Annotated in this window: 31 protein-coding genes and 2 pseudogenes; 19 read left to right on the top strand and 14 right to left on the bottom strand. The window is 34.1% G+C overall.

Annotation, left to right across the window (positions count from 1 at the left end; all coding sequences use genetic code 11):
- Positions 1-32 precede the first annotated feature (32 nt).
- The gene (locus L950_RS04480) at positions 33-389 is read right to left on the bottom strand and encodes a hypothetical protein (protein WP_037524391.1); all 357 of its coding nucleotides are present in this window, start codon (positions 387-389) and stop codon (positions 33-35) included.
- Between the two features lie 128 nt (positions 390-517).
- On the opposite strand from L950_RS04480, the gene L950_RS31905 reads away from it, so the two are divergent.
- A complete protein-coding gene (locus L950_RS31905; protein ID WP_231576857.1) occupies positions 518-769 on the top strand; it encodes a hypothetical protein in 252 nt (83 codons plus the stop codon).
- A gap of 221 nt (positions 770-990) precedes the next feature.
- On the opposite strand, the gene L950_RS31900 is transcribed toward L950_RS31905, so the two are convergent.
- A complete protein-coding gene (locus L950_RS31900) occupies positions 991-1,554 on the bottom strand; it encodes a MutS-related protein (protein WP_262506989.1) in 564 nt (187 codons plus the stop codon).
- Between the two features lie 162 nt (positions 1,555-1,716).
- Positions 1,717-2,334, bottom strand: coding sequence for a hypothetical protein (locus L950_RS31895; RefSeq protein ID WP_031286885.1), 618 nt, complete (start codon positions 2,332-2,334; stop codon positions 1,717-1,719).
- A 659-nt stretch (positions 2,335-2,993) separates the two neighbouring features.
- Here L950_RS31895 and L950_RS04465 point away from each other — a divergent pair.
- Entirely contained in the window at positions 2,994-3,302 is a 309-nt protein-coding gene (locus L950_RS04465) for a hypothetical protein (protein ID WP_021187866.1), read from the top strand.
- A gap of 60 nt (positions 3,303-3,362) precedes the next feature.
- Complete coding sequence (locus L950_RS04460; RefSeq protein WP_021187865.1) at positions 3,363-5,420, top strand: heavy metal translocating P-type ATPase; 2,058 nt, start codon at positions 3,363-3,365, stop codon at positions 5,418-5,420.
- 72 nt (positions 5,421-5,492) lie between these two features.
- Here L950_RS04460 and L950_RS04455 read toward each other — a convergent pair whose 3' ends face one another.
- Positions 5,493-6,368 (bottom strand): SIR2 family protein, encoded by an 876-nt coding sequence (locus L950_RS04455; RefSeq protein WP_021187864.1) that lies wholly within the window; start codon positions 6,366-6,368, stop codon positions 5,493-5,495.
- Positions 6,369-7,182: 814 nt separating this feature from the next.
- On the opposite strand from L950_RS04455, the gene L950_RS04450 reads away from it, so the two are divergent.
- From L950_RS04450 to L950_RS04440, 4 genes are all read left to right on the top strand, one after another.
- A complete protein-coding gene (locus tag L950_RS04450) occupies positions 7,183-7,794 on the top strand; it encodes a metallophosphoesterase family protein (protein WP_021187863.1) in 612 nt (203 codons plus the stop codon).
- Entirely contained in the window at positions 7,769-8,002 is a 234-nt protein-coding gene (locus L950_RS25810; RefSeq protein WP_021187862.1) for a hypothetical protein, read from the top strand. The genes L950_RS04450 and L950_RS25810 overlap by 26 nt, the downstream gene beginning before the upstream one ends.
- A complete protein-coding gene (locus tag L950_RS04445) occupies positions 7,983-8,588 on the top strand; it encodes a hypothetical protein (RefSeq protein WP_021187861.1) in 606 nt (201 codons plus the stop codon). Before L950_RS25810 ends, L950_RS04445 begins: the two co-directional genes overlap by 20 nt.
- Before the next feature lie 130 nt (positions 8,589-8,718).
- Entirely contained in the window at positions 8,719-9,201 is a 483-nt protein-coding gene (locus L950_RS04440) for a YdcF family protein (RefSeq protein ID WP_021187860.1), read from the top strand.
- Positions 9,202-9,244: 43 nt separating this feature from the next.
- Here L950_RS04440 and L950_RS31890 read toward each other — a convergent pair whose 3' ends face one another.
- From L950_RS31890 to L950_RS04430, 3 genes are all read right to left on the bottom strand, one after another.
- Entirely contained in the window at positions 9,245-9,538 is a 294-nt protein-coding gene (locus L950_RS31890) for an AAA family ATPase (protein WP_021187859.1), read from the bottom strand.
- Positions 9,539-9,762: 224 nt separating this feature from the next.
- Complete coding sequence (locus L950_RS31885; RefSeq protein WP_231576855.1) at positions 9,763-9,969, bottom strand: hypothetical protein; 207 nt, start codon at positions 9,967-9,969, stop codon at positions 9,763-9,765.
- A gap of 47 nt (positions 9,970-10,016) precedes the next feature.
- On the bottom strand, positions 10,017-10,235 hold the full coding sequence (locus tag L950_RS04430) for a DUF4287 domain-containing protein (protein WP_021187858.1): 219 nt from the start codon (positions 10,233-10,235) through the stop codon (positions 10,017-10,019).
- Between the two features lie 437 nt (positions 10,236-10,672).
- Here L950_RS04430 and L950_RS04425 point away from each other — a divergent pair, with 437 nt between their 5' ends.
- The 3 genes from L950_RS04425 to L950_RS04415 all read left to right on the top strand — a co-directional run bounded on the left by L950_RS04425 (position 10,673) and on the right by L950_RS04415 (position 12,967).
- Positions 10,673-11,392, top strand: coding sequence for a ferritin-like domain-containing protein (locus L950_RS04425; protein ID WP_021187857.1), 720 nt, complete (start codon positions 10,673-10,675; stop codon positions 11,390-11,392).
- A 135-nt stretch (positions 11,393-11,527) separates the two neighbouring features.
- The gene (locus L950_RS04420) at positions 11,528-12,244 is read left to right on the top strand and encodes a ferritin-like domain-containing protein (protein WP_021187856.1); all 717 of its coding nucleotides are present in this window, start codon (positions 11,528-11,530) and stop codon (positions 12,242-12,244) included.
- A gap of 459 nt (positions 12,245-12,703) precedes the next feature.
- Positions 12,704-12,967 carry a hypothetical protein gene (locus L950_RS04415; protein ID WP_021187855.1) on the top strand — a complete coding sequence of 88 codons (264 nt, stop codon included), beginning with the start codon at positions 12,704-12,706 and terminating at the stop codon, positions 12,965-12,967.
- 117 nt (positions 12,968-13,084) lie between these two features.
- Here L950_RS04415 and L950_RS04410 read toward each other — a convergent pair.
- Both L950_RS04410 and L950_RS04405 read right to left on the bottom strand, forming a co-directional pair.
- Positions 13,085-13,848 (bottom strand): annotated as a pseudogene (locus L950_RS04410) (SDR family NAD(P)-dependent oxidoreductase).
- Between the two features lie 67 nt (positions 13,849-13,915).
- Positions 13,916-14,323, bottom strand: coding sequence for a helix-turn-helix domain-containing protein (locus L950_RS04405; protein WP_021187854.1), 408 nt, complete (start codon positions 14,321-14,323; stop codon positions 13,916-13,918).
- Between the two features lie 353 nt (positions 14,324-14,676).
- On the opposite strand from L950_RS04405, the gene L950_RS04400 reads away from it, so the two are divergent.
- Entirely contained in the window at positions 14,677-15,183 is a 507-nt protein-coding gene (locus L950_RS04400; protein WP_183917026.1) for a GNAT family N-acetyltransferase, read from the top strand.
- Positions 15,184-15,241: 58 nt separating this feature from the next.
- Here the strand turns inward: L950_RS04400 and L950_RS04395 are convergent, their stop codons facing one another.
- Positions 15,242-16,219 (bottom strand): GlxA family transcriptional regulator, encoded by a 978-nt coding sequence (locus L950_RS04395; protein WP_031286881.1) that lies wholly within the window; start codon positions 16,217-16,219, stop codon positions 15,242-15,244.
- Positions 16,220-16,356: 137 nt separating this feature from the next.
- On the opposite strand from L950_RS04395, the pseudogene L950_RS04390 reads away from it, so the two are divergent.
- From L950_RS04390 to L950_RS37065, 8 genes and pseudogenes are all read left to right on the top strand, one after another.
- Positions 16,357-16,781: pseudogene (locus tag L950_RS04390) on the top strand (SRPBCC domain-containing protein).
- Between the two features lie 17 nt (positions 16,782-16,798).
- The gene (locus tag L950_RS04385) at positions 16,799-17,248 is read left to right on the top strand and encodes an SRPBCC family protein (protein WP_021187851.1); all 450 of its coding nucleotides are present in this window, start codon (positions 16,799-16,801) and stop codon (positions 17,246-17,248) included.
- A gap of 35 nt (positions 17,249-17,283) precedes the next feature.
- Positions 17,284-17,661, top strand: coding sequence for a glyoxalase (locus tag L950_RS04380; RefSeq protein WP_231576854.1), 378 nt, complete (start codon positions 17,284-17,286; stop codon positions 17,659-17,661).
- A gap of 291 nt (positions 17,662-17,952) precedes the next feature.
- On the top strand, positions 17,953-18,441 hold the full coding sequence (locus L950_RS34955) for an NAD(P)/FAD-dependent oxidoreductase (protein WP_262506988.1): 489 nt from the start codon (positions 17,953-17,955) through the stop codon (positions 18,439-18,441).
- Complete coding sequence (locus L950_RS34950) at positions 18,399-18,860, top strand: FAD-dependent oxidoreductase (protein WP_410528091.1); 462 nt, start codon at positions 18,399-18,401, stop codon at positions 18,858-18,860. Before L950_RS34955 ends, L950_RS34950 begins: the two co-directional genes overlap by 43 nt.
- Before the next feature lie 170 nt (positions 18,861-19,030).
- The gene (locus L950_RS04370; RefSeq protein ID WP_156169520.1) at positions 19,031-19,369 is read left to right on the top strand and encodes a hypothetical protein; all 339 of its coding nucleotides are present in this window, start codon (positions 19,031-19,033) and stop codon (positions 19,367-19,369) included.
- A 173-nt stretch (positions 19,370-19,542) separates the two neighbouring features.
- Positions 19,543-20,766 (top strand): lipopolysaccharide biosynthesis protein, encoded by a 1,224-nt coding sequence (locus tag L950_RS04365; RefSeq protein WP_197086242.1) that lies wholly within the window; start codon positions 19,543-19,545, stop codon positions 20,764-20,766.
- The gene (locus L950_RS37065; RefSeq protein WP_197086243.1) at positions 20,670-21,047 is read left to right on the top strand and encodes a polysaccharide biosynthesis C-terminal domain-containing protein; all 378 of its coding nucleotides are present in this window, start codon (positions 20,670-20,672) and stop codon (positions 21,045-21,047) included. The genes L950_RS04365 and L950_RS37065 overlap by 97 nt, the downstream gene beginning before the upstream one ends.
- A 271-nt stretch (positions 21,048-21,318) precedes the next feature.
- On the opposite strand, the gene L950_RS04360 is transcribed toward L950_RS37065, so the two are convergent.
- From L950_RS04360 to L950_RS04345, 4 genes are all read right to left on the bottom strand, one after another.
- Positions 21,319-21,882: a biliverdin-producing heme oxygenase gene (locus tag L950_RS04360; RefSeq protein WP_021187846.1), complete on the bottom strand. Its 564-nt coding sequence runs from the start codon at positions 21,880-21,882 to the stop codon at positions 21,319-21,321.
- A gap of 121 nt (positions 21,883-22,003) precedes the next feature.
- Positions 22,004-22,882: a S41 family peptidase gene (locus L950_RS04355; RefSeq protein WP_021187845.1), complete on the bottom strand. Its 879-nt coding sequence runs from the start codon at positions 22,880-22,882 to the stop codon at positions 22,004-22,006.
- Complete coding sequence (locus L950_RS04350; RefSeq protein ID WP_156169519.1) at positions 22,819-23,283, bottom strand: hypothetical protein; 465 nt, start codon at positions 23,281-23,283, stop codon at positions 22,819-22,821. Before L950_RS04350 ends, L950_RS04355 begins: the two co-directional genes overlap by 64 nt.
- Positions 23,284-23,566: 283 nt before the next feature.
- Positions 23,567-24,691 (bottom strand): cytochrome-c peroxidase, encoded by a 1,125-nt coding sequence (locus tag L950_RS04345; protein WP_021187843.1) that lies wholly within the window; start codon positions 24,689-24,691, stop codon positions 23,567-23,569.
- Positions 24,692-24,706 lie beyond the last annotated feature (15 nt).

Below are 24,706 nucleotides of genomic sequence, written 5' to 3'. Positions count from 1 at the left end.
TTAATTGTAATCTTATGTGCAAAGATACTGTTCTAATTGATATTTATAACATTTTGCACGCGTTGGACATGATCCTGCTTGTGTATAGAAAGTCTTATGATACTGTTTTTATTTGCTGTAAGATTATGCATGATGGCACCTTCTAAGCCAATGAGATCTCCTTTTTCCATGTTATGTATAACTCCTGCTACATTTAAAATTATGGAACCTTCCTGGATGTGTATGACAATGGGAAATGGGCTTTTGTGATCGGTCATAATTACTCCTTCTGCTAGACATATCCGAATCTCTTTAGTCGATGATGTTTCGAGTAAGACTGTTACTGATGGTTTTTCTCCTTTATATGACACTTCTTTATAGAGTGATACCGGAGTGTTTTGTTTGTTCATTTCCATGTCAGTTTTTTTGATTAGTACAAATATAGTTATAAAAGATGTTTAACTCTTTTAATTATGACTATATTTGTTTGTCGATACAATTTTAAAAATAACCCTTTATCAATTTGTGTATTAGGAATATGGAAAAGAAAGATATAACTTCATTAGCAGATATTCAATTACTTGTTGATACGTTTTACGGCAGGGTACGTGAGGATGCTCTCATTGGTCCCATCTTCAATAATCTACTGGCTGGCCGCTGGGAGGATCATTTGAAAAAATGTATAGTTTTTGGCAAACTATCTTGTTGGAAAAGCATACTTACTTTGGAAGTCCATTTCCGCCACATGCTGCTATGGCTCTTACTAATGTGCATTTTGATGCTTGGCTAAAGCTCTGGTATAGTACGGTTCAGGAATTTTTGAAGGAGAGAAAGCTGATGAAGCTATTCATAGAGGAGATAAAATGGCAACTATGTTTTTATCTAAAATCACTTATTTTAATAATTTAAATACCAAACCATTAATATGAACCTTAATACTATAAAGATGTGTTAGTACTGATCAATCGGATTTTGTTAAAATATTTGAACCCTAGTTTGGTATTGTTAAAATTAAGATCTTTGAGATTGAATTGATTTAAATAATTCAAATACTTTTTCTCTCTCGAGTAAACGCATACCCAGCTTTTCTGTGGAGATACCTGGGATTAATCGATAAGTGAAGGTAATATGTGATTCTTCATTAATTAATGTTTCTAAATGTTTTAGCTCAACATGATTTTTGTTTAATTTCGTACTTAGTTCAGTTATATGAGAGGATATCAGAAAAATAGAATTGTTTAATTCTTCACATCTTTCTACTAATGTTAAAGTAGCGTGATAAGCATCGTCATAATTTGTTCCTTTAAATAATTCATCCAGCAAAATAATCATTCTCTTCTTTGAAGCAAGTAGTTCAGCTGCTTTTTTTACTCTAAGTACCTCATTGTAGAAATGGCTGCGTCCAGAGCTAAGGTCATCACCAAGATTGATTGTCGTTAAAAGGCCATCAAAAAAAAGTGTATCCATTTTTTCTGCAGGAACAGGTAAGCCCAAGTGAGCTAAATAAATGCATGCTCCTAGGGTTTTTAACAAGGTCGATTTACCAGTCATGTTTGCTCCAGTTAAAAACCAGATGTTTTTCTCTTGTGATATTATGATATCGTTTTTATAGGTTTTTTAAAAATAGATTATAAGCTCCTTTTATCTCTAACATATGATCTACATCGGTTTTATTGTGAAATGTGGGAAAAATAAGATGATTTTGCATCATGGATTTTGCAATTCCTTGATAGATATCTAGTTCGTAGATAATAGTAAAAATCTTTTAATATTGTGATTATTTAAATTTCTGAATTTATAATCATATTTGAGAATTAAAGCGGGCGATATTTTTTTACTGGCTATTACTTTTAATTCGGATAGATCGAAATCTGATGTTAATTTGTTTAAAGATTTAAGCATCTCCCTGAGTCGTCCTACTGGTTTTTCCTGTTCTACTGCTTTATTTAATAATTCTGTCAAGTATGTGATTAACATGGCGATTTCGGCAATAGAGCGTTTGATTAATAAGCGTTCCATTTGATTTTCTGCGGACCAGAAATTGAAAGATAATTTTTCTGAGTAGTAACGAAATAGATTTGCTGAATCAGTTTCTACTCCAAGACTTAAATATTTTTCTAAATCTTGGAACATATATTTATCGAATGGATGATTATCCATTACGTTTGATAAGTATTCGATTGCTTCGTTTCGGTCTTGGATTTCTTTTATATCTTTTAATGGATTAATGAAGTAGCTGTATAATAGGGACCTTCCGCCTAAAGTGCTGGTATTGTCAAAGAAATTACATAAACTAAAATCTCTATGATCAATAGCGTTTAAGTCACTGAGGGTTTGCTTATCAATTGTGAACATATCTTTAGAGATTGTTTATTAATGGTTTGTTGAATTGTTTCTTTTTTACTGCTGAATCTAAACTAAGATACAAAATGTGGATAATAGAATCAGTTTGTGTGCTGAAATTTAATAAGTTACTATTAGTGTAGATAGGATTTTATTTAAAACGCAGGATAAAATAAGTTTGAGTAGTACAATAGTTATTCTTTATAGAAGTGGGCCTGTATTCCAAAATGATGAATTACATTATGCAGTCCGTTATCCTTGCCACTTAAAAATAGTTAGTAAAATGTAAAATTATGGTCAGTATTGTAGTTGTAGAAGTTGACTCTTTATTGTTCTTGATACCTCATTCATCTTATTTCGAGAGAAATTAAACTTATTTTGGAGTTAAATTTCATATATTTATGTGTATATTTTGGTATGATAATAGAAGTTTTTAATACTTATTTGTGCTGAAATCAATGATAAAAATACAAGATATTAAGATATTAAGTGCTGTTAAGGATTTCTAATTGTTATTTTAATGAGAACAAATAGAATATTCGCTTAAATTACAAGTGCATGAATAATGAAATAGAGAATAAACTTCGGGATAAAAATACAAAGCCAACAAGTATGCGGATATTAGTATACGATTTTTAGCCTCTCAACATATTGCTTTATCCTTATCTGAAATGGAGGCTCACTTCTATCCTGCAGACCGTATAACCCTATACCGTACACTCAAAACTTTTGAAGAAAAAGGTATTGTGCATAGTATACAGGAAAATAATACGAGCAAATATATCCTCTGTCATGATGATTGTAATGAGGAAACACATAGAGACTGGCATCTTCATTTTTATTGTAAGATCTGTAAGCATACCACTTGCCGGACAGATATTAATTTTTCTGCGCCCAATAATAATTCGGTTCGAATTGATGAGGTCCGACTATTTGCTAAAGGTATTTGCGAAAATTGTATGAATGAAACTATGCAATAGTATTGCATAGCATGAGCGCCTATCTTTGATAGTATTAATTAAGTTAAAGAATCTTATACAATGACTGTACAACATAAACACAAGTATGACGAAGCTGGTACGCAGCTTTGCTGCACACAGACAACAAAAATATATAATCAGGCTGGTGCTCAGGAACTCATCGGTCATCAGGGTAAATGTGAAGGACATAATCATAATGGAGATGGTCAAGCTCAACATACTGATGATGATGGACACGATCACTCTCATGTAGAAGGTAGCCCTTTGAAGCTGTTTACTCCTGCGATTATATCTTTTGTTCTTTTGATGCTTGCTATTGCTTTGGATAACTGGGTAATACAGAGTTGGTTTCAAGGGTGGGTAAGGTCTATGTGGTATGTGGTAGCATACATTCCGGTAGGTTTTCCGGTCATTAAGGATGCAATAGTCAGTATACGGAAAGGTGATGTTTTTTCCGAATTCTTTTTAATGGCTATAGCTACTATCGGTGCGTTCGCTATCGGAGAATATCCTGAGGGTGTGGCGGTCATGCTATTTTATGCTGTTGGGGAAGTTTTTCAAACTTTAGCCGTATCAAGGGCTAAAGGGAATATCAAAGCACTTTTGGATCAACGTCCAGATGAGGTGACTGTTCTAATCAATAATCAACCCCAGATCATAAAAGCTGAAAATGTAGAAATCGGCTCAATCATTCAGCTAAAACCAGGTGAAAAACTGGGTTTGGACGGTGAATTGTTATCTGATGTCGCATCTTTCAATACGGCCGCTTTAACTGGAGAGAGTAAACCTGATAGTAAATCTAAAGCAGAGACCGTTCTTGCTGGAATGATTAATTTGAATACGGTTAGTTTGATTAAAGTAACAACTGCTTATACAGATAGTAAATTAAGTAAGATCCTAGAGCTGGTACAGAATGCAACTGCTCAAAAAGCACCAACTGAATTATTCATCCGTAAATTTGCTAAAGTATACACGCCAATAGTAGTTTTTCTGGCGATCGGTATTTGTTTATTGCCTGCGCTGTTTGTGCAAGATTATGTATTTAGCGATTGGCTGTATCGGGCATTGGTATTTTTAGTTATATCTTGTCCTTGTGCTCTGGTAATCTCTATTCCTTTGGGTTATTTTGGAGGAATTGGCGCTGCAAGCCGCAATGGAATTTTGTTTAAAGGAAGTAATTTCTTGGATACACTAGCGAATATTCAGCATGTGGTCATGGATAAAACTGGAACGATGACTGAAGGTGTGTTTCAGGTGCAAGAGGTTAATTTTGATACTAATTTTGATCAAGCTGAAATATTAAAGATGGTGAATGCTTTGGAGAGTAACAGTACTCATCCTGTAGCTACAGCTATTCATCAATATGTCGGTGAGGTTGATCATAATATTCGCTTAGATCAAGTGGAAGAAATAGGCGGGCATGGATTGCAGGCTACAGTGGACGGAAAGCAATTATTGGTCGGCAACTTTAAGTTAATGGATAAGTTTAATATCCGTTATGATGTTGATCCCGCTACGATTGTGTATACTTTGATCGCTGTTGCATATGGCGGTAAGTTTGTCGGATATATTACTATTGCGGATAGCATTAAGACTGATGCATTAGAAACCATTCAGCAATTACACAAACTGAATGTAAAAGCAACTATGCTAAGTGGTGATAAAAGTACAGTGGTTCGATATGTGGCTGATCAATTGGGAATTGATGAGGCATATGGAGATTTATTGCCGGAAGATAAAGTCAATAAACTTAAAGAAATCAAAGCACAAAATCAACGCGTTGCCTTTGTTGGTGATGGTGTAAATGATGCTCCTGTTGTAGCTCTAAGTGATGTAGGTATTGCAATGGGAGGTCTAGGTAGCGATGCGACCATCGAAACTGCAGATGTGGTTATACAGGACGATAAACCGTCCAAGATACCAGTTGCAATTCGGATCGGAAAGCAAACTAAGCGCGTCGTATGGCAAAATATTACCTTAGCTTTTGTGGTCAAGGGAGTTGTATTGATTTTGGGTGCAGGGGGGATAGCAACAATGTGGGAAGCAGTTTTTGCTGACGTCGGTGTATCTTTGATAGCTATACTGAATGCTGTAAGAATTCAGAAAATGAAGTTTTAAATTTATTGAAAGTGCTCGTAATTTGATGTAAAGCGAGCACTTTTTGTGTATTTTAGTTTTTAGACTGTTATCCTACAATTTATCCTTAATACTTTTTACAACGGCTTTGTAATACTTGATTTTGTTTTCATCATCAACGATCTTTACTTTGACGTCATTGGCGGCTAAAAGCTGTATTTTGTCTGCCGAATCTTTTACATATTTCTTAGGAATATAGTAATAAATCTGATTTTTGATAAAGGTATTCTTCTTGTAAAACTTGTTTCTTGCTCGATAGGTTAAAAGCCACCATAGGTCGATCTCGACAAAATCCAAGGAGAGACCGAAAATATGTAGATCATTTGTGAAGAACAGATCAACCCATGATTGTAAAACCATTTGTCTGCCTGTTTGTAATCTTCTAATAAGGGATGTTTTATATACTTTTGTGCTAGGGGCATAATTTGGTCCATTGACAACATACTCACGCATTTTTTGTAGTTGTCCGCAATAATGTTCATAGCCAAGGTTAATAGAAAACGGATTATTGCAATCTCCGTGAATATGCCAGTAGTTTTTGTTTAAAGATTGATATTGTCTAAATACACTATAGGTCGTTTCATTCACTAAACTTGTTTTTATTTTCGGATGTATGCCTTCTAGACTGAAATCATAATTGGTTGTCATGATATTTTGAATAGGTAATGTTCTAATCAATTCATGGATTTCATTTTGTTGTATGGCAGAAACGGCATCTGCAATGAAAGTTTTAAGCTCTTTTTCATCCACATGCTTTTGTTTTATGGCATTCAGGAATATCTCTTCGTAAAGCATAGGGAATGGTTTTTGACCATTTTCTAAGGATTGAACATGGTATTTTTTTTTAATGCTCATTAACAGATCATTCCAACTTGTTCCCTTGTTGATATTGTTGATGTCATTGCCAATAAGCAGTGCTATATGAGTCATAGTTTTTAAGGGTCTTGATAATCGCTTGGTTACTGCATTTTATTAAATCTAATATCGTTATTTTCTTCTAATCTATATCCAGCGACGCATATTTTATTGCACTGTAAGATTTTCATCCAAGATGGTATTTGCCTAAGCATTTAGCGTGTTCTAAATTTTTTAATTGAGCCATATGAGGAATGTACGATGGGTTGATTGTGGTATTTTTACTGTATTTAATGCATCAATAATTTAATGTAAAATTTTATATTTCCTATATATGTCCAATATGGTCAGTTTAATTTTAAATTTTTAATCGGTCATTTTTATATAACCATTATTGCGTTTTTAAAACTTATTGATGATCGAATTACAAGAAATTTTAATCTGTAAATACTATTTGCGATTAACAACTATTTCGTAAGGGTAGCTGGTGTCATTTATTTAATTTATGATTTATAAATCAATAATATAGTTTTATGTATTAATATTAAGTTTGATTTATTAGTTGTTTAGTATTCTAATGTTTCATTTATTTCAGTTTTACTCATATCGAAAAGCTACTTAATAAAATTATGAAGAATGATCTCTCGTTGTTCCGTTTAAAGGTCATTTTTGTCATTTAAAAGTCTCAATAAAACTATTTCTGATTTTTTAAGTCAAAAGGTCAATTTATATTTTAATATTTGTATTACTTCGAAACGTAATAAATATTATTGCGGCATGCAAATGCCTTCAATATCTTATAATATTCGAAACTGCATAGTGATTCATCGTTTTCACAAATGGTGTTAATGTGCTTTTATTTCTTATTTAATCTTTCAATTATTTTTCAATGATTAGAGAAAAAGCAATCAGGTTGGCAATTCAGGTCACTTTTATATTATTCATTTCGGTTTTTTCCGGTTGTAGTGATTTTGAATATAGTCCAAATCAGATTTTTAGTAAAAATTCATATCGCGATCTCAACGCAATCAATTTAAATAAGTTGGGGGATGGTCAGCAAGATGATACTGTCCGGTTTATAATAACAGGAGATACGCAGCGGTCACATAATGAAACAGTAAATTTTTATAAGAAAGTAAATACGATGACAGGGATTGATTTTGTTATTGTGGCTGGTGATATAACTGAGTTTGGTAATCTTAAAGAAATGCAATGGGTTGCCGAAAACCTTACTAAGCTGAATAGACCATTTCTTGCGGTTATTGGCAACCATGATCTTACTTCACGTGGCAGAGATGCATTTCAGCATATGTATGGAAAGCTCAATTATTCTTTTGTATATGGGGGAGTTAAATTTATCTGTCATGATACGAACAGTAGGGAGTATAATTTTAATGGTCAGGTACCTAATATACCCTGGCTTAAAAAGGAGCTAGAGCCACAGCCTCATGTAGAGAGTTATGTGGCTATTTCTCATGTTCCACCTACCTCTCCAGATTGATCAAAATCTGGAATACGATTATGCTTCAACATTTAGCAACGCCGGAGGTTTTCTCACATCCTTTCATGCTCATAATCATGTTTTTGAGGAGTTTACTGTTGGAAACTTTGAAACACCTTTTGTGGTCACGAGTGCAATTGGAAAAAATGAATTTTTATTAGTCGAAATTGTAAATAATAAACTGAGCTTTGAACAAATATCTTTTTAAATTAAGCATACTAGTCCTTTTTTTAATTGGCACAGTCAATCCGAGTAATGCCCAGAAAAAGAACTTTTTAATCCCAGATGCGGCAATTATTCAATATGCTGGAAGCATTGGTTATATAAGTGTTGGCGCAGGATATGATATTTTTAAAAATAAGAGAGGTAACATTGATTTTAATTATGGTTATGTACCTGTTTCTAAGGGAGGAGAGCTACATTCGATAACCGCAAAATTTGCTTACAAGCCTTTTGAAATAAAGTTAAATAATTGGGGAAAATTGTATCCGCTTAATCCAGGTGTATTTCTCAGTTATACTTTTCATGATGATTTATCATTTAAATTTAATTCATCGGAATATCCATCCGGTTATTATTATTGGTCTCCTGCTTTGAGACCTCACATCTCATTATCTAATGAAATTGAACTCAATATGAATAAAATATGGAAGGAAATCGGAATAGAAAAGATTGGAATTTATACTGAATTCAATTCAAATGACTATTATATTATTAATTATTTTCAGAATATAAAAGCACTTTCTCTTGCTGATGTTTTTCAGCTTGGGGTAGGTATACGATTTAAGTTTTAATCTTTTAAACTAAAAAAGGATTGTTTCTGAATATTTTAGTAGGTGTTTTCAGTCGTTTTTATGTTGGTGTCGCTATTAGATTATAAAATCTCAGATACTTTTTTTAAGTTTAATTCATGAAGAAGTAATTTTGGTTTTGGGTGCGCCAAATGATGAAAGGGGAAATCTGAGTCAAATTGCAACTGACAGACTTAATTGTGTATTTGAACTCTGCAGGTATAATGATTCCTGCCAGATTTTATGTTCAGGCGGATTTGGAGGTTTTAATCCTACAGATCTTCCACATGCAACATACAGCAAAGCATATCTCGTTTCAAAAGGAATCCCAAATCATTTTTTTTTACCTTTTGCCCTTTCGGCGCATTCAGTTGATGATATTAGGAAGGCTTTACCAATATTGGAGGAAGAAAGACCAGACCTGGTGATGTTAGTCACCTCAGATTTTCACATGGAGCGTATAAAAATTTTATGGGATATTATAGCACCTAAGCGTTTTCCAATTATTTTTATCCCTGCAGTTTCAAGCTTGGATACACAGCAATTAGTGATGCTTGAGGAACATGAAAGGAACGCTATTAAGGCTTTAGAGAAAAATAATTTTAAAATATATTAGTCTAAAATTAAGGGATTAAGCCATTTCTATTTTTATGGGAAATTTATAGTCCCAGTTCATTTAATATTTGTCGATAATTATTAATAAAAAGCTTGGTCAATTTAAACTGTTCTGTTTCTTCATAGTGCGTTAATTCAAGTCCGCTATCTGTTACTTTATATATTTCTGAATCGGGATAGGATAATAAAATAGGGGAATGTGTTGCAATAATAAATTGAGAGTTTTGATCGACCAATTCTTTTATCCGAATCATCATATTGAGTTGACTGTCAAATGAAAGTGCTGATTCTGGTTCGTCAAAAATATAAAACCCTTTTCCTGATAATCTATTATGCATCAGTGCTAAGAAGCTTTCTCCATGTGAACATTGATGTAATGATTGACCATATGCTTCTTCTAATTTCGCTTGATCGCCTTCGTAAAGGTTATCTATTTCACTGGCAACATTAAAAAAACTCTCCGCTCTTAAGAAATAACCGTCTCTAAAGCGGTATGGCCCTCTGATCAGTTTAATATCCTCATAAAGGTTCGAATGTGATTCTTTCGTTGAAAAGTTAAAATTTAAGCTTCCACCTTCGGCATTAAATCCTGACTTAATCGCAATTGATTCGATAAAAGTAGATTTCCTGATCCGTTGTCTCCTACGATAAAAGTGACTGGGCTACGGAAAGTAAGCTTATCTAAACTGTGGATGGATGGAATGTTGTATGGGTAAGATATACGATCCACATGTGGCTTAGTATTTTCAACACTTTTTAGGTATAACATATTGATCAATCATATAAAAACAAATATTAAGTTAGTGCTAATGCGAATTAATCTCTTTTCCCTTTGATATAAGCATACACTGCTTGTGCATGACCATGTCCTAGCTGATAATCTTCTTTTAACCAATTGATAATCTGATTAGCTTTTATTTCAGCTTTAATTTTATTGTTTTCTATAAATCCTTTTTGGGTTGCTAAGTCTATAAATGCTTCGGGACTTACTCCGGTTTTTTCTTCAATATTCTTTAGGTATGTGTGAAAAGACATGCTATTAAATTTAATTTTCGGTTTCTAATTACTGGTACATTTATCAACTAGCTTTTTTATATTTTGCTGTTGGATCTGCATTATATCACAGCTAAAATTATACCACAATTTTGCCTTTTTTTAATAAATAAGCATTGATTTTCTATCGGAGATTAACGATACTTTATTTTTTTATTCAGGAAGTATCGTTTGCACAGGTGTACTAATAGGGGATGAGAATCTAGGAGTAGTATACTCTTTTATGAATCGAAATAATATAATATATTTTCTAAAGCTTACATAAAATAAAGCAGGGTGAATTAATACGCTTGTAATATGTGGTATATACTTGTTTTGAGAAAATATTGAAAAAAAAGAAAATCTTCCAATCCACTCATAAAAAGTTGTCGTATATAAATTCATAAACTAAAAAATTATACACTAAAAACGAATATGTTATGGAAAAAATGTCATCTCAAAAAGAGTGTTTAGTAGAAGAAAACGAACATCTCGATAAAAAAGACCTTCGGAGAAGGGATTTCTTAAAATTTACCGGTGCAGGCGTAGCAAGTCTTGCCCTACTTGGGGTAACTGGTTGTAAAAAGGACCGCCATGATGAAGATATGGGGGCAGATGGTTTTTATTTTGGCAGTGGTGACATCGCTATTTTAAATTATGCCTACGCACTTGAGCAACTTGAAGCGGCTTTTTATATTCAGGTTGTAAATAGTCCATACTCTGGTATATCAGATTTGGAAAAGACTTACTTAACAGATATCAGAGATCATGAGGTTGCGCATCGCGAATTCTTTAAAAAAGCTTTAGGTGGGAAAGCTATTTCAAATTTAGAATTTAATCTTTCCGGTATTAACTTTTCAAGTAGAGAAAGTGTGCTTAGCACCGCCAAAACATTTGAAGATCTGGGTGTCTCTGCCTATAATGGTGCTGGATGGCTGATCAAAGATGTCAACTATCTTGCCTTAGCAGGTAAAATTGTATCTGTTGAAGCTAGGCATGCTGCATTGATCAGAGATTTGATCGATAATGGAAGTTTTGCGAATATGGAAGTTATTGATTCAAATGGTTTAGATGTTGCTAAAAGTCCCACAATGGTACTTCAGGCGGCTTCCCCATTTATCAAATCTAAAATTGATGTAAAGGATTTACCTACTTATTAACCTTCTAAATCTTATTGTTATGAATCTATTAAATGTTTTTGACGAAATAAATAATGTTGATCCAGAATTCACTGATCGCATTAGTCCACGCAGAGAAGTTATTCGAAATATGACTTCTTTTGGAAAAAAGTTACTTTGGCCGCATTACCCTTCCTTATAAGTGATCTTTTTAAGAAAGCTTATGGCGCGACAGCTCCTACAGATGTTAATGGTGTGTTGAATTATGCGTTAACGTTGGAATATCTTGAAGCGGAATATTATACTAAAGGGGTTGCTGCCCCCAATCTAATTCCTTCAGGTAGACCTTTGGGAGCTATTACAACCATTCGTGATCATGAAAATGCGCATGTTAAATTTCTTAAGCAGGTATTAGGGGATAAAGCAGTTTCTAAACCTACTTTTGATTTTACAGCTGGAGGTACCTTTGGAAATGTTTTTAGTGATTATGATACATTCTTAGCTCTTGCTCAAGCTTTTGAAGATACTGGTGTCCGTGCATATAAGGGACAGGCAGGTATTTTGCTCGGAAATAAAGTTGTGCTAACGGCCGCTTTACAGATACATTCGGTAGAGGCTCGTCATGCTTCGCATATACGTCAGATGCGTAGAGCAAGAGGGGGTGCTGCTGCAAATCAAAAACCTTGGATAACAGGTGCAAATGATAGTGGAATTGGTGCTGTTGTAGATCCAGTTTATATGGGGGAAGATAATAAAGTTCAAGCAAATGTTGATATTACAACTTTGAAAGGTGTTACAGGTAATTTATCTTTGGCTGCGGCTACTCAATCTTTTGATGAGCCTTTAGGAGCTGAGGCTGTTCTTAATATTGCAAGTCTGTTTATTAAAAATTAGTGTATAATGCTTTGAAGTGAGGCTCCTTGTTTGTTATGAACAAGGAGCTTTTTTTGATACTATTTTCAGTGCTCTGAAGTGAGAAACTTAACAGATATGAGGTTTAATGTATTGGTTATGATTTTTTCTGGTGCCGCTTTTTTGCCTTGTATAAATTCATAAAAATTGTATTTTTCAATTTGATTCTTAAAACATTTTATTCTAATTATTTGTTTAACTATAAAAACATTACAAATCAGATTAAATGCTATCTTGTGTCGGATGTCACTTATTATTTAGCGATCGAATCAGTTAGGATATTTCACAAAAAATATCTGATAAAAATTTAGTTAAGCAAGAAGGATATGTCTTTAGATAGTTTATTTCATAGGTTCACTCAATAAGTATTTGTAAGAATTCTTTTAAAAGATGTGTTTTTGATTTGATTAAGCTTAATACATTTTGTTTTATTAAATGACTATGCAATTTTTACCTGTTAATCAGAACTTATTACTGCAATTGCAAATTAGAGGTTACAATATATTAGCCTCTGCGCAAGGTATTGATCATGAAAATCCAAGTTACTATCCAATCCAAGTTTCTGATGTATGGGATTATCTCGTTCGCTTGGACTATACTTCTGGAATTGGAGAACCAGCACTAATTGTTATCGAAGATGCCCTTAGGAATATTAAAGAGCAACATTTTGATGGAGCTGTTTTTGTTGATTTTGAAGTTGACTAGACTAAGAAAAAAGAAATCATTAATTTAAAATGGTATTAAATTAATGATTTCTAATACTGCATGTTTCAAAATGATATTTGAATACGCAGGTTTTAGTAGCTGAATTTTTTTATTCTTCTATAAGAACATGCCACCTGAAATTTCGATTCGCTGTGCATTGATCCATCTTGCGTCATCTGTGCACATGAAAGCAACTACACCTCCGATGTCGTCTGGAAGTCCCACTCTTCCCAGTGCTGTTTGTGAAGCAATTGCTTCGTTAATTTGTTCGTTGTCTCGTACTAAACCATTTCCGAAATCAGTTTCAATTGCTCCTGGTGCAATTATATTGGATCTAATACCTCTTACTCCTAATTCTTTTGCCTGATATTTAGTTAAAGTTTCCATTGCTCCTTCATTGCTGCATATGCCGCATAGCCGGGGGTAGCGAAACGAGCTAAGCCTGACGATACATTGATAATAGCACCGCCGTCACGTAGCAGTGGCAAAGCTTTTTGCGTTAGAAAAAAGGCTCCCTTAAAATGAATGTTTACCAAGTTGTCAAATTGTTCTTCAGTCGTTTCTGCAAAAGAAGCATGGATACCGATACCTGCGTTATTGATTAGAAAGTCAAATTTATCGGTATTAAATACCGATACAAGTGTCGATTGGACATCAGTGAAAAAGCTGTCAAAGGTTTTGCTGTCCGCAACGTTAAGTTGTAAAGCCACAGCATTTACTCCTAAGTTTTTAAGTTCTAGAACGGTGTTTTCTGCCTCAATTTTTTGTGACTGATAGGTTAAGATGATATCAATTCCTTTTGATGCGATTTTGAGAGCGGTATTTTTTCCTAGTCCACGGCTACCACCAGTTACAAGTGCAATTTTATTTTTTGTTTCCATTTGTTTCTTTTTTATTGAAAACAAAGTTAAATGACAAATGTTGATTAAAATGGTGACAGTTTAAGTATTATATCGCTATCTTATTAACTTCGGATGATAATGATTGGAAATAATCTACCCGATATTGCTTTGGAGTTTTTCCTGAAAAACGCTTAAAGAATTTGGTGAAGTTGGAGGGGTCATAGGTTAATGTGCGCGCAATTTCGGCAATTGACATATCGCTATTTTGTAAGAGTGATTTTGATATTTCTGTTAATCTATTTTCCATGAAATAGCAAGGTGAATACCCTGTTGCGGATTTGATTGTATTGCTGAGGTGAATAGGGTGAATGTAAAGCAAAGCTGCAAAATCTCTAATCTCAAACATTTGATCCTTTTTGCCCGATAATATATCTATCAGATGGTTATCTACTTCTCGTAAAAAATCAGCAGTTATTTCATGTTGACGGCTTAAAAACTTTTTTGGAATTTTCATGTCTTCGAAAATGTAATTTTAATAAAAGTATCCCTTATTTTCTGTTTTAAAATAATAAAAGTACTATTGAGCTCGTTTGTAAATTTTGCTAATCTAAATGTAGCAATAAAAAATTATTTTTTTTATTGCTGTATGTTTGTAATTATTTAAATCTTTTTAAGATAGCGTCAAATTTATTGACTTTTCACGTTGTTGTTAATGGTCTTAAATGAGTTGTGAAAAGTAGAAATAATTAGAAAATTGTTATATTGATCTGCTTACTAAGGTGGATTATAGGCTTACATATCAAACTTAAAATTTCCATCAGTAACTTGTTTCTCTCGAAAAATGAAAAATTAAACTAGTTAATGAAAATGAATATTAATTTAAGTGATTATAAGCTAGAGCGGATAGCCCCATCTCAATGGCAAGATTATAAGTTAATCAGACTTGAGGCTTTAAAGACAAATCCTGAATTATTTGGTAGTTCATATGCAAAAGAAGTATTGTATAGTCAGGATGATTGGATTGCTTTATTGGAAAACGATGCACGGGCAATTTTTGCTTTATATCATTTAGATTTATTGATCGGTTTAAGTGGTGTAGTGCTGAACAGAGATAATCAATCTGAGGCCATTTTAATTTCTTCGTTCATCAAAGAGGCTTATCGTGGCAGGGGACTTTCTCAATTATTCTTTCAAGCACGAATTGAATGGGCTAGGCAAAAGGAGTGTGCTCAGGTTATTGTATCACATCGGGTGGGTAATGAAGCTTCAAAAGCAGCGAATCAGCGATGTGGTTTTGTGTATACGTATTCAAAAGAATCACGATGGCCGGATGGTTTATTGGCTGAGGAATTGATGTATTGCTTATGGCTATAAATGTAAATAATCGATAATAGTGATTTGTGATCTTTGGATTGGTTTATAATTTTTAAGTTTATATTTCATCTCCAAGTTTTGAAAATTTGTTTCTGTACTCTATTGGGGTTAAGCCTGTTATTTTTTTGAAAATATCTCTAAACGCTTTTGTATCGGTATAACCTACGTTAAACATGACTTCGGAGACATTCTTTCGTGAGGCTTCAAAATGATTTTTTGCAGCTTCTATGCGTACGCGTTGCATGTATTCGATAGGTGTATTGTTTGTAGCATCTTTAAATCTTCTTTCAAACGTTCTACGACCAATATTGATGAGTTTTGCTAAATCTTCTACAGTAATCTTTTCTTCGTAATTTTTTTCTATATAATCCTGTACTTTTTGGATATCAGTGTGGTTATGATTTCTTTGACCTCTAAAAATTGCAAATTGAGACTGGTTATCTCTTCCGATATCCAATGCAAAATATTTTGATATCATGACAGCTGTTTCTCGATCTGAATATTTTTCGACCAGATACAGTATTAAATTCCATAAACTGTTTGCACCGCCACTACTATAGATATTCTCGTGTTCGGTGATCACAGCTCCATCTTCGATCTCGACTGCGGGGTATCTTTGTTTAAACTCGTTTATGTATGCCCAGTGGGTGGAACACTTTTTTCCATCTAATAATCCTGTTTCTGCTAGTAAAAAAGCTCCTACACATAAGCTTGCAAGGCTTGTTCCTTTTAAATGAAGTTTTCTGAAATAGGGTAAGGCCTCTTCATTTGCTTTTATCCCTTTATCCATATCTCCAAATGTTGGAGGGATAATGAGGAGGTCTGTTTTAGTAACTTCAGATAATAAGCGGTTTGTTTTTATGGTATACTCTCCGTTATTTGCAGTGATATATTCATTTAAGCCAACATATTCGACATTGAAAATGGGTCTCTTGCCAAAGAAGGTAAGAAATTCATTGGCGGTTTGAAAAGTGCGAAATGCGGGTGTAATGCCTTCTATTGTACCATGTTGTGGAACGAAAATGGAAATTTGCATATCTCTTAATTTAGTTAGATAAATGTACAAATAGTTTTTGTCGTTATCCACCCCTATAGTTGTCGTTTTTACAACATGTGACATTTTGAAATGATCTCCATCTTTGTATAAGCATTATAAACATAAAGAAAAGAGGAATGATACAATCAACAAAAATTAACGTTACAGCAATAGTAAATGCTCCCATCGAGATCGTATGGGACGCTTGGAATACACCTAGTGATATCATGCAATGGAATAGTGCAGATCCAAATTGGCACTGTCCTGCAAGTGAAAATGATGTCCGGGTAAATGGAAAATTTAAAAATAGAATGGAAGCTAAAGATGGTAGTTTTGGCTTTGATTTTGAAGGTATTTATGATAAGGTCGAATTGTTTAAGGAGTTGGCTTACAGTATGAATGATGGAAGAAAGGTACGTACGTATTTACGGAAAAGGATGGTAAAACAACTCTTTCGACAGTTTTTGATGCGGAGAGCGAAAATGAGGTTGAAGTTCAAAAACAAGGATGGCAGGCCATCTTGAATAGTTTTGTAAAATATGTAGAATCAAAAAAATATTAATTCCTAAAATTTAAGTCATGAAAAAGAATACAGTTTCCTTACATCGCATTATTCAGGCCAGTCCTGAAAAAGTGTTTCGTGCTTTTGCTGATCCAATAGCACATGCCACCTGGTTACCTCCTTATGGTTTTATATGTACAGTGCAACAAATGGATTTTAAAGTAGGCGGTAACTTTAAAATGACTTTTATAAATTTCAGCACTGGCAATGGGCACTCTTTTGGTGGAGAATATTTAGAGATTTTACCGAATGAATCAATTAAATATAGTGATCGTTTTGATGATCCTAATCTTCCGGGAGAAATGATAACGACAGTTTCACTGAATAAGGTGTCCTGTGGTACTGAACTTCAAATTGTGCAAGAAAATATTCCAGATGTAATACCTGTTGAAATGTGCTATTTAGGTTGGCAGGAATCATTAGATAAAATGAAGAGATTGGTTGAACCTGAAATACCTGATGCATAATTTATAGCAATATGTTATTTCAGAGAACCGATAAAATGATGAATGGTGTTTTTATTACATTTTCAGGAAATTGTAAGAAAGCACTTCAATTTTACCAAAATTGTTTTGGTGGTAAGTTGTATTTTGAAGCATTTAAAAATGAGATGAATAACTATCCGGAGTCACCTATAATTATTGGCTCATTAATTTCTGATATGATTGTAATTCATGGTTCAGATTTGGTACATAATGAAGGTCGTCAGGTCGGAAATTATTTATCTATATTTCTGCATTGTAATGATGCGGGAGATCGCAAATTATTAATTCATAAATTGAAAGTTAATAGAAAGATTAATTATACTCCAGATGAAATCAAACAAAGCTTGATTGAAATAACGGATGCATTTGATGTGCGTTGGATATTGGCTATTTAGAAGATAGCTTCTAATTTATTCGTATTGCAAAAATGAAAAAAGGTTAACTTAAAATTTAAGATAGCCTTTTTTTATTGAGTAGTGTTTCAAGTATTTTGTAAAATAATTGAAATTATATGGTTTGTAGGCATGTTAATTTATCCATCCAAATTTTGATAAAAATGCATCTGTCATGAAAGAGTAAGAAATAATAATATCCGTCAATGTTATTGCAATTAAGTTGCAATAGTTGTTACCTTTAATACACCATCCCACAAAAGTAATTGTTGGATGGTGTATTAAAGGTTTATTATGAAAGAAAATAGAATTTATGATGTCATCATTATTGGAGGTAGCTATGCAGGTCTTTCTGCAGCCATGGTACTAGGACGTTCTTTGCGAGATGTGTTGGTAATTGATAGTGGAATTCCGTGCAATCGACAGACGCCACATTCCCATAATTTCTTGACACAAGATGGTAAGACACCCTTGGAGATTGCTACCATAGCAAAGCAACAGGTTGAGCAATATGAAAGCATTATTTTTGAAAATGGTGTCGTGACAGATGGTAGGTTTGCGTCAGAAGGTTTTGAGATCTGTACAGAAGAAGGGAATATTTACATCGGTAGGAAACTTATTTTTGCAACTGGAGTTAAGGATATTTTTCCTGATATAAAGGGTTTTTCTGCGTGCTGGGGGATTTCAGTTATTCATTGCCCTTACTGTCACGGTTATGAATTTAAACATCAAAAACCGGTATTATTGGAAAAGGGGATAAGGCAATCCATCTATCTTCATTAGTTCATAATCTCACTGATCAATTACAGGTTTTGACAAGAGGTGAAGCAAATTTTGAAGAAGAACAAAAAGATAAATTAGCTAAAAATCAAATTGGTATAATTGAAACTGAAATTGTAGAAATTGTCCACAAAGACGGATATGTTAAGCAATTGGTGTTTGATGATGGTCGAACAGAAAGTTTTGATGCGGTGTATGCTCCAGTTCCCTTTGTACAGCATTTAGACCTGCCGGTGAATTTGGGATGTGAGCTTACTGAGGCTGGGCATATTAAAGTTGATAGTTTTCAGAAAACCAATATTCCAGGTGTTTTTGCCTGTGGTGACTCCACCACAATGATGCGCTCCGTAGCAAGTGCTGTTAGTACTGGAAATACAGCTGGAGCGATGGTTAATATGGAATTAACACAGGAAGAGTTTTGATGATGAATCTTAAAGGACGATTTGCTTTAACCAAATAATTGGGTGTAAACTATTTGATTCTATTATTTGTTTATAATAATAAAACTATGTCTAGATTGTTCGTCATTACATCTATTATATTTCTCACTTTTGTTGCATGCCAACCAAATATCTCTCATCAAAGGCCAGCTGTGGAAGACAAGTCTCAGGATACCGAATTGCATCGGCAGTCCGGAATTACTTTTTTAGAGGGAGGTCTTACTCATAAAATGGAGAAAAAATCAGGTATTACAGACACTATTTTTATATCTGTCCATAAACCGGATTCCGCTCATATTATACTTGAAAGTCCAACCAATACGGCAAATATCCGTATTGGTCAGCTTTTTTTCCAAACGGGAGTGCTGATGGTCCATTCGGAAAAGTCCTGGAATATCGATTTACAGACACAGGCCAATATTATATTACGGTTAGTGAGAATCTTATGGTTGGTGATCATTATAACGGAGCTTATCAGGTGCGAATTATAAATGGTCTGTCAAAATAAGATCTTTACTTTAAATGGCGTGGCCAATAGTTGATTATTATTAGTATTAGTCCAGCTTTTTATCTTACCATATGCTTTCGTTTTGTATTATAGCAATTAAGAAAGTTTCACTAATATTGTGTCAAAATCTATAATTTATTGACGGCTATAAAACAATTGGCAGGACAAACCCTGTGGTATGGTGTAAGTAACATTGGAGCAAAATTTCTAAACTATTTACTGACACCTATTCTTACTTACCTGATGATAGATTCTTCAGGTGTACGAGATTATGGTGGTTACAGTTTATTGTATTCTTGGATTGCTGTAGCAAACATTATATTTACCTATGGTTTTGAAACGGGGTATTTTCGTTTTTCAAATACAGAAGGTGTAGACCGACACTCACTTTTTCAAACAGCGTTTGGTTCAATATTGCTCAGTACCGCATTACTCATTACGTTTATTTCTTTTTTTACTGTTCCAATTAACAATTTTATGAAGCTTGATGGACATCCAGAATACATTTTGTGGTGTCTTTATCTTATTGGATTAGATGCAATAACTGCTATTCCATTTGCTAAACTACGACAGGAAAACCGTCCCAAAAGATACGCTTTTGTAAAATTATCTGGTATTATTATCAATATACTGTTTACTTTATTTTTCTTAATATGGTTACCCAAATATGCGTTGCATCATCCGGATGATGCTATTGTACATTGGTTCATTAATAATAACCGGATAGGGTTTTTAATCTTAGCAAATGTGCTCCAAAATCTCTTTGTATTCTTATTATTATTTTCAGAATGGAAGAGTTTTAGGTTTAAGATAAATTTCAGTCTTTGGAAACAGCTTTTTAAATATTGCGCTCCTATGATTTTTATTGGGTTAGCGGGCATGATAAACGAAGTAATGGATCGGCAAATGCTGGCGAAATTGCTGCCACAGGATGTCGATGCGCAAAGTGTCGTTGGGATTTATTCAGCAAACTATAAATTAGCGATCTTTATTACGTTATTTATACAAGCATTTAAAATGGCTGCAGAACCATTTTTCTTCAATAAATCCAAAGACAAAAATGCACCAGCTCTGTATGCAAATGTGATGAAATGGTTTGTAGTCACACTTTCTTTAGCTTTTCTTTTTTCTGCTTTATATCTTGACGTCTGGAAATATATGATCGGGGCTTCCTATCGTTCCGGTTTGGGCATCGTACCGATACTTTTATGTGCTAACATATGCTTGGGAATATATTATAATCTTTCGGTATGGTATAAACTTACTGATCGGATGCGCATGGGATTATATGTTACGGTGTTTGGTTCCATTGTTACACTTGTTGGCAATTATCTTTTTATTCCTATTGGGGTATATATGCAGCAGCATGGACTACACTGATCTGTTATGCTAGTATGATGGTCGTGACTTATTTTCTTGGTCAAAAATATTATTATATACCCTACCCCGTGAAAAAAATAGGCACATATCTATTGGCAATGTTACTATGTTTCTTTATGAAAATGAGTATTGATGCGTATTCCGATTCGTGGACTCAAGGTATGCAACTTTTATTACGTATTCCTGTTGCTATTATTTTGATGATATTTTATGTTTTTTTTATTGTAAAAATGGAGCGGAAGGAATTAAAAAATATACCATTAATAGGCAAGTATATTTAATCGGATAATTATTAGCCAAGCTCATTATTCGCGGGAATTTATAATTTGTTAGCCTCAATAGAAAATCGAGACTAACATGTATCATTAAATGATATGAGCAGGTTTTGTTTAGAACGACCAATTGCAGGATTTTGCTGCAAAGAAAAATACTGCTAACCAAACTAAACCTTTAAAAAGAAAAAAGAGAAAAGCGCCTACTCCTAAGCGTTTTACCCATTTTGTTTTATCATTTTTTTGCTCCATTCGTAAATATAAACAATAATGTTGTGGTTTAGTTTACATTTACAATAGGGGAAAATACGTTTCCAAAATTGTAGAAAGTTTGATTTGCCTTCTCTGTCGCAAGTGTATAGCTCTCAGGATCTTCAGCATGTTTATTTAAGACAGTAGTGAATCCTGCCCACATTTCACGACTGTTTTCACCATACCCTTCAAAAAACGAAGTGCCTTTAGTGATTCCATATTTATTCAGCATCTGCACAATGTATGGCCCCCCCATAATGGATCCCTCAAGAACATAAAGTGAGCTTAGGGCTTCTAACACATTGTTAACTAGAGGAGCATTAGCTTCTGGAAGATTTTCTACACTTCCGCCCAATGCTTCGATATCTTTTTTTATATAAGAAGAATTACGACGATCTGCTAGATCGGGCAAAATATCCGAAGTTACAAAAGGTGCAATACGATCTTCAACAGCACGGAAATAGGCATAAAAACCTTTTAGAACCTTTGCGTAATCTGCATCTGAACGAATACTTTTTAATTGACGTACGATTGTACCTTCTACGTTTTGGTGAGCAGCATGTGTTTGCTCTTTAATATGTTGACTAAGCATTTTTCTAGTATTTAGTTATAATTATTCTATACAAATATTCGTATTTATTTTAAAACCTTTATGCTGTATAATGATTTATCATCTATGAAAAACGATCTGAATTAAATTGTACATAATTTTTTTAGTTTTTTAATTGAAAATTTGTTTTAAACAGCAGATTCTCACCTATTGTTTCTGGCCAAAAGACGAAAGGAGGATTATCTTTAATATTATCAACACCTTTTTCCAGCTTAGAGTCTGTAATAGAAACAATGTCTTGCAGTGTAGATGCTAGCCAAGGCTCCTTCGGATTACCTATATGTAGGTCTGTTTTTGGGGAGGCTAGGGAAATATCGACAGACATTCCATCAAAATAGTCCGACCAACCATTAGCATTACGAATCAGGAATGATGCAAAATAAATGTCGAAAGCATCAATTTTAAGAGAGAAAAATCCTACTGGCTTTCCAAAAGTTTTCTGACCAATAAGTCTCACCGGAAAGTAAGGTTTAAAACTACTAATAAGAAGTTCACTAGCTGATGCGGTACGTCCGGATACAATAAATGATAAGTGTTGTAATGTGTTGAATACTCCTTTCTTGACGAAATAATGTGTATTGGCTTTTTCACTATAGTCTACATCGGCCAAAGTTGCGGAACGGCCTTTATATTGTACAGGATTTCCATTTGGATCTAAATAGGGTTGTTTACCTAAAAGAGTAGCCTTGCCATTTTGGACATTCGGATGAAATTGTTCACTGAACATGATTTTCCCATCCAGTTTTTGAGGTACAATCAAATTGGCCAAATATTCCGCTGTCTCAACATATCCGCCGCCATTGTGACGAAGATCTAAAATCAGATGAGTTACTTGTTTATTCGAAAGCTCTTTAAAAAGTCTATCGAGTTCTGTCTTAACGATAGCTAATTCGGGAAATGAAGCAATGTAAAGGTAGGCTATGTATTTTTTACCTGAAGTCCAATAGGACAGGTGTGTAGCATATTTATATTGGTGCTCCATGCTTGCAAGATGCCCGCTACTTTTTTTGTGTTTCTACGGCGCTCAAGATACGAATATTTGGGTTTATTACTGATTGGAGACCATTCATATGGTTTGCCATTCTGGGCCAATGAGTATTGACTTATTGCGAAAAGCTCACGTTCATAAGCAGTCTGTTCGGGACTAATGCTTCCAAACTTCTTACGAGGAGTAAAATCTGTATAGGAGGGAAGTGATTCCTGCCATCGGTATAATTGTTGAGCATATAAAAAAATTGAATCAAGAATCAGTTCTTTTCGTGTTCCAATGTCAGGACTTAGCCTCTCATTTTGTGTTATAGTTTTATTTCCATGGTCTCTACAGGCACTTAAGAGTAATAATAAACAAATACCAATAGGAGCGGCATGACCCAATAGTTTCATTTGTTTCCTAATAAATTTAGTTGATTTGCCCATATATTTACTTAAATGATTCTTTTACGCCAAATAGACTTTATACTACTGATGTTGAATCCGCTTGAGAATCAATTGATTTAATTTTGCTGTCCCACTGGCTATAAATGAGAAGTTAATCAATCTTTAGTTTTTTTTAACTTTATTTTTCCTTTTAAATTTCTATTTTTGTACCAATTTATTTAATATTGATGCCTCCATATCTGTGGATAGTCAAAGATCCCAAAGGCGACCTCCTTTGGGATTTTTTATTTTAGGGTAATATTGGTCTATCATTCTTTATCGGTTTACTGGATAAGCTAGCCAGAAAAGCAATGATATTTTCCTGCTCTTTACTGCTGAGTCTTAAATTCTGTATATGTGGTGATAATATGCCATTAATCTGCTGACCAGTCTTTTGAGGCATTCCTTGGCTTAGTAAGTTGACTAATTCACTCAAAGTAGCAATACTACCATTGTGCATATATGGTGCAGTATTTGTGACGTTTCTTAATCCAGGCGTACGAAATTTACCTTTGTCACTTTCTAATTTAGAAGACTCAAATCGTCCGTTGTCCAATGCACCTTTGTTCGTTACTGCATAGCCGAGATTATGAAAATCTAAGTCCGTAAAATACGGACCGTTGTGACAATTGATACACTTTCCTTTCGTGCGGAACAAATGTAATCCCTCGAGCTGTTGGTCATTTAGCGCCTGATAATCACCTTGGACAAACCTATCAAATGCAGTTTCTCCACTGCTAATGGATTTGGAATAAGCAGCTATTGCATCTAGCAAACCCTCTATTGTCATATTCTTATTATTATAAGCCGATTCATACAGATCTACATAACCAGGTATGGACATTAGTTTGGAAGATAAAGAACTCGTATTTCCGCCCATTTCAATTGGCGAATTGATAGCTTCTGCAATTTGTTCACGGTAGGTTTTCGCACGCCCATCGTGAAAGAGTTTCCCTTCCAGATACCAGACATTTTCCATGGATGGTGTGTTACGGTGATGTAAAGCTATACCATCAGCTGTTGTTTTCTGATCGATCCAGTATGTGTCCGGATTATGGCACGAAGCACAGGTCTTTAGACCATTACCTGTACGGGGATCAAAAAACAGGGCTTTGCCTAGCGCAATAAGCTCAACCTTATCTTTTGAAGGATTATCGGGCAATGCTGCTAGTTCTCGTACCTCAATGTTTTTATACCATTCTACGATCGGCCACAGCGCGATATTTTTGCTGTATTTTTCTCGTAGCGTTTCTTCTGGGTTAGGCACTATTGTCGGTTCTACCGTTGATGACTTCCCCTTACTGCAGCTGCATAAAGACACGGTTAGCAAAGCTGCCAGAATTACCTGTTTTGTCCAGTAAATTTTTAATAGCACGATTCGAAGTCTTTT

The organism is Sphingobacterium sp. IITKGP-BTPF85 (assembly GCF_001006065.1).
Taxonomy (GTDB): Bacteria; Bacteroidota; Bacteroidia; order Sphingobacteriales; family Sphingobacteriaceae; genus Sphingobacterium; species Sphingobacterium anhuiense.
This window is presented reverse-complemented; position numbering and strand designations above follow the sequence as displayed.